The sequence below is a fragment of the Pantoea sp. CTOTU46764 genome (assembly GCF_031974595.1).
GTDB classification, from domain to species: Bacteria; Pseudomonadota; Gammaproteobacteria; order Enterobacterales; family Enterobacteriaceae; genus Pantoea; species Pantoea trifolii.
In genome coordinates this window covers 85,564-93,619 of sequence record NZ_DALYOQ010000010.1, presented here as the reverse complement: position 1 = coordinate 93,619, position 8,056 = coordinate 85,564, and the positions used below count along the sequence as shown (strand labels likewise).

At 54.7% G+C, this 8,056-nt stretch carries 6 protein-coding genes and 1 pseudogene; 3 read left to right on the top strand and 4 right to left on the bottom strand.

The genetic code is table 11. The features are described 5' to 3' along the window. Together aceE and pdhR are read right to left on the bottom strand one after the other, a co-directional pair. A pseudogene (aceE, locus tag RTM06_RS06045) lies at positions 1 to 1,237 on the bottom strand (pyruvate dehydrogenase (acetyl-transferring), homodimeric type); the annotation flags it as partial. A gap of 127 nt (positions 1,238 to 1,364) precedes the next feature. Beyond that, positions 1,365 to 2,129, bottom strand: coding sequence for a pyruvate dehydrogenase complex transcriptional repressor PdhR (gene pdhR / locus RTM06_RS06040; protein WP_256695625.1), 765 nt, complete (start codon positions 2,127 to 2,129; stop codon positions 1,365 to 1,367). Between the two features lie 513 nt (positions 2,130 to 2,642). Here pdhR and aroP point away from each other — a divergent pair. The 3 genes from aroP to RTM06_RS06025 all read left to right on the top strand — a co-directional run bounded on the left by aroP (position 2,643) and on the right by RTM06_RS06025 (position 6,517). After that, positions 2,643 to 3,998 carry an aromatic amino acid transporter AroP gene (aroP, locus tag RTM06_RS06035; RefSeq protein WP_256695624.1) on the top strand — a complete coding sequence of 452 codons (1,356 nt, stop codon included), beginning with the start codon at positions 2,643 to 2,645 and terminating at the stop codon, positions 3,996 to 3,998. Positions 3,999 to 4,160: 162 nt separating this feature from the next. Then, positions 4,161 to 5,567 carry a glycoside-pentoside-hexuronide (GPH):cation symporter gene (locus RTM06_RS06030; protein ID WP_008108570.1) on the top strand — a complete coding sequence of 469 codons (1,407 nt, stop codon included), beginning with the start codon at positions 4,161 to 4,163 and terminating at the stop codon, positions 5,565 to 5,567. Beyond that, complete coding sequence (locus RTM06_RS06025) at positions 5,564 to 6,517, top strand: family 43 glycosylhydrolase (RefSeq protein ID WP_312180675.1); 954 nt, start codon at positions 5,564 to 5,566, stop codon at positions 6,515 to 6,517. The genes RTM06_RS06030 and RTM06_RS06025 overlap by 4 nt, the downstream gene beginning before the upstream one ends. Here RTM06_RS06025 and ampE read toward each other — a convergent pair. Beyond that, positions 6,499 to 7,353 (bottom strand): beta-lactamase regulator AmpE, encoded by an 855-nt coding sequence (ampE, locus tag RTM06_RS06020; RefSeq protein ID WP_008108573.1) that lies wholly within the window; start codon positions 7,351 to 7,353, stop codon positions 6,499 to 6,501. The genes RTM06_RS06025 and ampE overlap by 19 nt on opposite strands. Positions 7,354 to 7,369: 16 nt before the next feature. Then, a complete protein-coding gene (gene ampD / locus RTM06_RS06015; protein WP_008108575.1) occupies positions 7,370 to 7,921 on the bottom strand; it encodes a 1,6-anhydro-N-acetylmuramyl-L-alanine amidase AmpD in 552 nt (183 codons plus the stop codon). Positions 7,922 to 8,056 lie beyond the last annotated feature (135 nt).

The following is an 8,056-nucleotide window of genomic DNA, read 5'->3' as shown; positions in this document are numbered from 1 at the left end:
TCTTAACCTGGTGCGCGATGTTTTTACCTTCGGCAGTGTCACCCATACCATAACCTTTGATGGTATGAGCCAGGATCAGCGTTGGCTGACCTTTGGTATCCTGCGCTTTTTTCAGTGCAGCGTAGACTTTCTTCGGATCGTGGCCGCCGCGGTTCAGGGCGAAGATCTCTTCGTCTGACCAGTCTTTCACCAGCGCTGCGGTTTCCGGATATTTACCGAAGAAGTGCTCACGCACGTACGCGCCGTTACGGGATTTGAAGGTCTGGTAATCGCCATCCACGGTTTCGTTCATCAGCTGAATCAGCTTACCGCTGGTGTCCTGACGCAGCAGTTCATCCCAACGACCGCCCCACATCACTTTGATCACGTTCCAGCCAGCACCGGCAAAGATGCCTTCCAGCTCGTTGATGATCTTACCGTTACCGGTGACCGGGCCATCCAGACGCTGCAGGTTACAGTTGATGATGAACACCAGGTTGTCCAGCTTCTCACGGGTGGCGATGGTGATCGCACCTTTGGATTCCGGCTCATCCATCTCGCCATCACCGAGGAAGGCGTAAACGGTTTGTGCTGAGGTGTCTTTCAGACCACGGTGTTCCAGATACTTCAGGAATTTCGCCTGATAGATCGCGTTCAATGGACCCAGGCCCATAGAAACGGTTGGGAACTGCCAGAAGTCAGGCATCAGTTTCGGGTGCGGGTAAGAAGAGAGACCTTTGCCCTGCACTTCCTGACGGAAGTTGTTCATTTGATCTTCGCTCAGACGACCTTCAAGGAAGGCGCGCGCGTAGATACCTGGAGAAATGTGACCCTGGAAGAAGACCAGATCGCCGCCGTCTTTGTCGCTACGTGCGCGGAAGAAGTGGTTAAAGCACACTTCATAAATGGTCGCGGAAGATTGGAAAGAGGACATATGGCCGCCCAGCTCCAGATCTTTCTTCGACGCACGCAGCACCGACATGATGGCGTTCCAACGAATTGCGGAACGGATACGACGTTCAAGAGAGGTGTTGCCCGGATACTCCGGCTCATCTTCAACAGCAATAGAGTTAATGTAGTTGCTGATTGCAGAGGAACCTGCGGCAACTTTCACGCCACCTTTGCGTGCTGCACTCATTACCTGATCAATCAGATACTGCGCGCGCTCAACACCTTCTTCACGGATGACCGATTCGATCGCTTGTAGCCAATCACGAGTTTCGATCGGATCCACGTCATTCTGTAAACGTTCTGACATGGGGTGTATTCCTTATCTGTGTCTAATACGTTGAAATTATCAGGAGCCTGTCTGCTTGTGCTTTGCTTCTGGTTCACAGCACAAGAAGACAGGCCCGTCGTGTTTTCCGCACGTTCGTTGCCGTGCGTTATTCCTTACGTTGCTGTAAACGACGCAGGGAGCGTTCACGACGACTCTGCTCCCGACTTCTATCCAGCAAGATTTCCTCAATGAACGCCAGGTGACGATGGGATGCCTCGCGTGCCTGTTCTGGCTCACGCGCCACAATCGCCTCGTAGATACTGGCGCGGTGACCGCTCACTTTCGCCAGCATTTCCCGACGAGCGTAGAGCAATTCAAAATTCTGACGGACGTTTTGTTCCAGCATAGGGCCCATGGAACGCAGCAGATGCAGCAGCACCACATTATGGGCCGCTTCTGTGACAGCGATCTGATACTTCATTACTGCATCGGCCTCTGCGTCGAGATCGCCGCTGTCCTGTGCCTGCTGAATGTTAAGATGGCAGTCACGGATGCGCTGCAGATCTTCATCGGTTCCCCGCAGTGCCGCATAATAAGCAGCAACGCCTTCCAGCGCGTGGCGGGTTTCCAGCAGGTCAAACTGAGATTCTGGATGTTCAGCAAGCAGACCGACCAGCGGGTCGCTCAGGCTTTGCCAGAGATTTTTTTGGACGAAGGTGCCGCCACCCTGACGACGTAGCAGCAGGCCTTTGGCTTCCAGGCTCTGAATTGCTTCGCGCAGGGATGGACGTGAGACATCAAACTGTTTCGCCAGTTCACGCTCAGGGAGCAGTTTTTCACCCGGCTGGAGCGTCCCTTCCATAATGAGGGATTCCAGCTGCTGCTCAATCGCATCGGAGAGCTTGGGTTGGCGAATTTTACTGTAGGCCATCTTCCCTTCTTATCAGCCAAACGTCCGGAGTAAATTGGTAATACCAATTGAAAAATGGTGCCGGTAAAGTAACAAAGTATTCACCTTGTGTCTATATGGCGGGCTTCACACTTCCGGGGACTATGCCAATGGCGCTGCACTAACTTACCGGAATAAAGAAGGAAAATGTTGGCCTGTGGCAAATGTTAAATAATTGTGTTTTTACCAAACCTTACACTGAGTTAGCGGAGTAAATGGTGCATAACCATAAGCGAAAGCTATTCGTGTTCACGATTTTTTCATGGCAGAAATAATGTGACGCGCGCGCAGAGGATGCTGCTGCTTTTTCAGTCATCTCTCAGCACAAAAAGCAAAAGCAGGTGCAAAGCGGCGCGCTTATCACTATTCTGAACGCCGTGGTAGCTCATGCATGCACACAGCACGCCAGATACCGTAAAGAAAAGAATACATTAGGGTAAACAGCCTTACAGTGCGCGCACTGCAGGTGCACAATAACAACATCACGAGGTTTGTATGGAACAACAGCATGGCGACACGCTGCATCGCGGCTTGAAGAATCGCCATATTCAGCTGATTGCGCTGGGCGGAGCCGTAGGTACTGGTCTGTTTCTGGGCAGCGCATCAGTGATTAAATCGGCCGGTCCGGCCGTGATTCTCGGTTACGCGATCGCCGGTTTTATTGCCTTTCTGATTATGCGCCAGCTGGGCGAAATGGTAGTTGAAGAGCCGGTTGCCGGCAGCTTCAGCCACTTCGCCTACAAATACTGGGGCAACTTCGCCGGTTTCGCCTCGGGCTGGAACTACTGGGTGCTGTATGTGCTGGTGGCGATGGCTGAGTTGACCGCCGTCGGTAAATACGTGCAGTTCTGGTGGCCAGATTTCCCCACCTGGGCCACGGCTGCCATCTTCTTTGTGCTGATCAACGCTATCAACCTGACCAACGTAAAAGTGTTTGGTGAAATGGAGTTCTGGTTCGCAATTATCAAAGTGGTCGCGGTCATCGGCATGATCCTGTTTGGTGGCTGGTTGCTGTTTAGCGGCAACGGCGGCCCACAAGCGAGCGTCAGCAATCTGTGGAATCAGGGCGGCTTCCTGCCACACGGTATGACTGGATTGGTGATGATGATGGCGATCATCATGTTCTCGTTTGGTGGTTTAGAGCTGGTGGGCATCACTGCCGCAGAAGCCGACAATCCACAAGAGAGCATTCCGAAAGCCACCAATCAGGTGCTGTGGCGTATCCTGATTTTCTATATTGGTTCATTGGCGGTGCTGCTGTCGCTGCTGCCTTGGACGCGCGTGACGGCGGATACCAGCCCGTTCGTGCTGATTTTTCATGAGCTGGGCGATGCCTTTGTGGCCAACGCGCTGAACGTGGTGATCCTGACGGCGGCGCTGTCGGTTTACAACAGCTGCGTTTACTGCAACAGCCGCATGCTGTTCGGCCTGGCGCAACAGGGCAACGCACCGAAAGCGCTGCTGAAAGTTGACAGCCGTGGCGTGCCGGTCGCGACCATTCTGGTCTCAGCCGTAGCGACCCTGCTGTGCGTACTGATCAACTACCTGATGCCGGGCGAAGCCTTTGGCCTGCTGATGGCGCTGGTGGTCTCTGCGCTGGTGATCAACTGGGCGATGATCAGCCTTGCGCACCTGAAATTCCGTAAGAAGAAAGACCAGCAAGGTGTGACCACGCGCTTCAAAGCGGTGCTCTATCCGCTGGGTAACTGGATCTGCCTGGTGTTCCTCGCCGGTGTGCTGGTGATCATGCTGATGACGCCGGGTATGGCGATTTCGGTCTGGCTGATCCCGGTCTGGCTGGTGATTCTGGCTATCGGTTACACCATCAAGAATAAACTACAGAAAGCGTAATGTTGTTTCCTGCCCGGCACGCTGATGCCGGGCAGCACTTCTGATCTGGCTCACACTTTTCCCCGCCCGCGCGTTTTGTCCATCTACCCGACCATTTGCTCCCCAGCAGATAACTGATTTTGCAAAGATAATTCCTGCTCATCATATCGCTGGAGACGATCAATGAAAGGAGCAGCCCTCTCGTTCAGAGAGAAACTGGGATATGGCATGGGCGATGCCGGATGCAACATGATTGGCGGTGCCATCATGCTGTTCCTCAATTATTTCTACACTGATGTATTCGGTTTAGCCCCGGCACTGGTCGGCACGCTGTTGCTCTCGGTGCGCGTACTCGATGCGGTTACTGATCCGATCATGGGCGCGATTGCCGACCGCACGCAAAGCCGCTGGGGCCGTTTCCGCCCGTGGCTGCTGTGGGTTTCCGTGCCTTACGTGCTGTTTAGCGTATTGATGTTCACCACGCCGGAGTGGAGTTACGACAACAAGGTCATCTGGGCATTTGTCACCTACTTCCTGATGTCACTCACTTACACCGCCATCAACATTCCTTACTGCTCGCTGGGCGGCGTGATTACCAACGATCCGGGTGAGCGCGTTTCCTGTCAGTCTTATCGCTTTGTGATGGTGGGCATTGCCACGCTGATCCTCTCACTTTCGCTGCTGCCGATGGCCGAATGGTTTGGCGGTGACAACAAAGCGCGCGGCTATCAACTGGCGATGAGCGTGCTGGCGCTGATTGGTTTGGTGATGTTCCTGTTCTGCTTTGCCACGGTGCGCGAGCGCATTCGACCTGCCACGCCAAGCAACGATGATTTGAAACAAGACCTGCGCGACGTATGGAAAAACGATCAGTGGGTGCGCATTCTGCTGCTGACCTTCTGCAACGTCTGCCCCGGTTTTATCCGCATGGCCGCCACTATGTATTACGTTACCTGGGTGATGGGGCAATCAACGCACTTTGCCACGCTGTTTATCAGCCTTGGCGTGATCGGCATGATGTTCGGCAGCACGCTGGCGAAAATCCTCACCGATCGCTGGTGCAAGCTCAAGGTGTTCTTCTGGACCAACATCGCGCTGGCGCTGTTCTCCTGCGGCTTCTATTGGATTGATCCGCACGCCACGGTTGCGGTGGTGATCGCCTACTTCCTGCTGAATATCCTGCATCAAATTCCGTCGCCGCTGCATTGGTCGCTAATGGCCGACGTGGATGATTACGGCGAATGGAAAACCGGCAAACGCATCACCGGCATGAGCTTCTCCGGCAACCTGTTCTTCCTCAAAGTGGGATTGGCGGTTGCAGGGGCGATGGTCGGTTTCCTGCTGTCAATTTACGGTTACGATGCGGGCGCAAAACAGCAGGCACCCAACGCCATCAATGGCATCATGCTGCTGTTCACGGTGATTCCGGGCGTCGGATATCTGATCACCGCCGGCGTAGTGCGTTTAATGAAAGTGGATCGCAACTTAATGCGTACGATTCAGGCCGATCTGGCGCTGCGCCGTGCCCATTCACACCACGAATCCCCTATCGCGTCCTCTGCGACTGCGCAACCTGGAGAGATCAAATGAGCTGGCCCAATCCTTTTATTACTCAACGCGCCGATCCCTTTATTCTGCGTCATGCCGATGGCTACTATTTTATCGCCTCGGTGCCGGAATATGACCGACTGGAGATTCGCTATGCCTCGACGCTGGCTGGCCTGATTGAGGCAGAAGCGGTAACGGTGTGGCACAAACCGGATACCGGCCCGTTTAGCGCGCTGATTTGGGCGCCGGAGCTGCATCTCATCAACGGGCAATGGGTGATCTATTTCGCCGCCGCACCGACGCGTGCGATAAAAGATGGCCTGTTCCAGCACCGCATGTATGCGCTGGTGTGCAATGATGCCGATCCGCTGAGCGGTAACTGGCAACCCTGCCGCCGCGTGCATACGCCCATCGACTCTTTCTCACTGGATGCCACCTACTTCCAGCATCAAGGCAAACACTGGTATCTGTGGGCGCAAAAAGATCCGGCGATTCCCGGAAACTCCAACCTGTATCTTGCCGAGTTGCTCAACCCGTGGACGCTAAAAAGCGCCCCGCTGATGCTGAGCCGACCAGAGTATGAATGGGAGTGTGCGGGATTCAGCGTCAACGAAGGACCGGCGGTGATTCAACATGGCGACAAGCTGTTTGTCACCTATTCCGCCAGCGCGACCGATGAAAATTACTGTCTGGGGATATTAAGCATTGATGTGTTGGCCGATCCACTCAACATCAGCGCCTGGCATAAATCCGCGCGGCCGGTATTTGCCACCAGCTGGGATAATCAGCAATACGGACCGGGACACAACAGCTTTACGGTGGATGAAGCGGGAAGAGCGGTACTGGTGTATCACGCGCGCAATTACACCGAAATTGAGGGCGACCCGCTGTGGGATCCGAATCGCCATACGCGTTTGAAATACTTTGACTGGCGCGAAGACGGCACTCCGGATTTCGGCGTGCCGCCCGCCGATCACACCAGCGTGCCGTAGATCGTCAACAGCGCGACTACCACCACCAGCACCAGAGAGATGCGCTTTGCCAACGCCACCGCAACCCGTGGCGTTTCGACTTTATCCATATGCGGATCGCGTGCCAGCGAGAATTGCGCCAGACTGGTCAGCACCTGATATTGCGGGCGATGCAGATCGCCCAACGCGGCAAACCAGGCGGGTAACGCACGTTCGCCGTGGCCGAGCAACGCATAAGCCACGCCAGCCAAACGCACCGGGATCCAGTCCAGCACATGCAGCAGACGATCAACGCCTGACTGCGAGCGCTCCAGCGGCGAATGATGTTTCGCCAGCCAACTCTGCCAGGCGCGCAGAAACGCATAACCCACCAGCAGCACCGGGCCGTAAGGTCCGCCGACCACAAACCAGAACAGCGGCGCAAGATAGAAACGGAAGTTAATCCAAATCAGCGCATTTTGCAGTTCACGCAGGAACTCGCGCTCGCTGCACTCAACCGGCACACCGTGAATCAGCGTCAGTTCGGCCGCCATCGCCTGATGCGCCGCTTCATCGTCATGACTCGCCGCTTTGAGATAGCTGTGATAGTGCAGTCGCACCGAACCCGCGCCGATACACAGTAATCCCACCACAATCCAGAACAACAGTTGCGCCACGCCAAACAGAATGCCTTTCAGGCTCCACACCACCAGCCAAACGATCAGCATCGCTATCACTGTCATCATCAGCGTGCGCAGCAGGGAAAAACGCTGGCGGCCACGAAACAGCGGCTCAAGCCGATGGTCCAGTTGCCAATGCTCACCCAACTTAAAAAGGCGTTCCCAACCTAAAACTAATAACAAGCTAAACAACGTCATACCCGCTCCTGCTGTCTCAGGGATTCTCCTGCCTGATGGATTCTTTATAGCGCAACCAGTCAAAAGAGGAACCGGGATCGGTTTTCCGCTCTGGTGCGATATCGCTATGGCCGGTGATGCGCGCAGGCGTCAACGGATAGTGCTGCAGCAGGAGGTGAGTCACCTGTTGCAAAGTCGCGTACTGCGCATCGGTATAGGGCAGCGTATCAGTGCCTTCCAGTTCAATGCCCATGGAAAAATCGTTGCAGCTTTCACGTCCTTCAAACTGCGACACGCCGGCGTGCCAGGCGCGCTGATCGAAAGAGACATATTGCACCAGCTCGCCGTCGCGGCGGATTAAACAGTGCGCCGCCACGCGTAAATGGGCGATGTCCGCAAAATAGGGATGCGCATCGGCAGGCAACGTGCCGGTAAATAAGCGATCAATCCACGGCCCGCCAAACTCACCGGGCGGTAAGCTGATGTTGTGAATCACCAACAGCGAGGGCACTTCATCATTTGGACGCTGATTGAAGTGTGGTGAAGGTACTTTACGCGCGCTGGTAATCCAGCCCTCTTCCAGTTTCATGCTGTTAAATCCTAAGCAAAATCAGGCTGAGAATAACATGTTTCACTCAACAGGCTTGCGACTTAATGCGCCGCGCAGGTGAGTTCAGGATACTAAACATTTCACCACCAGCAACTGGCAATGACCGATAAATCA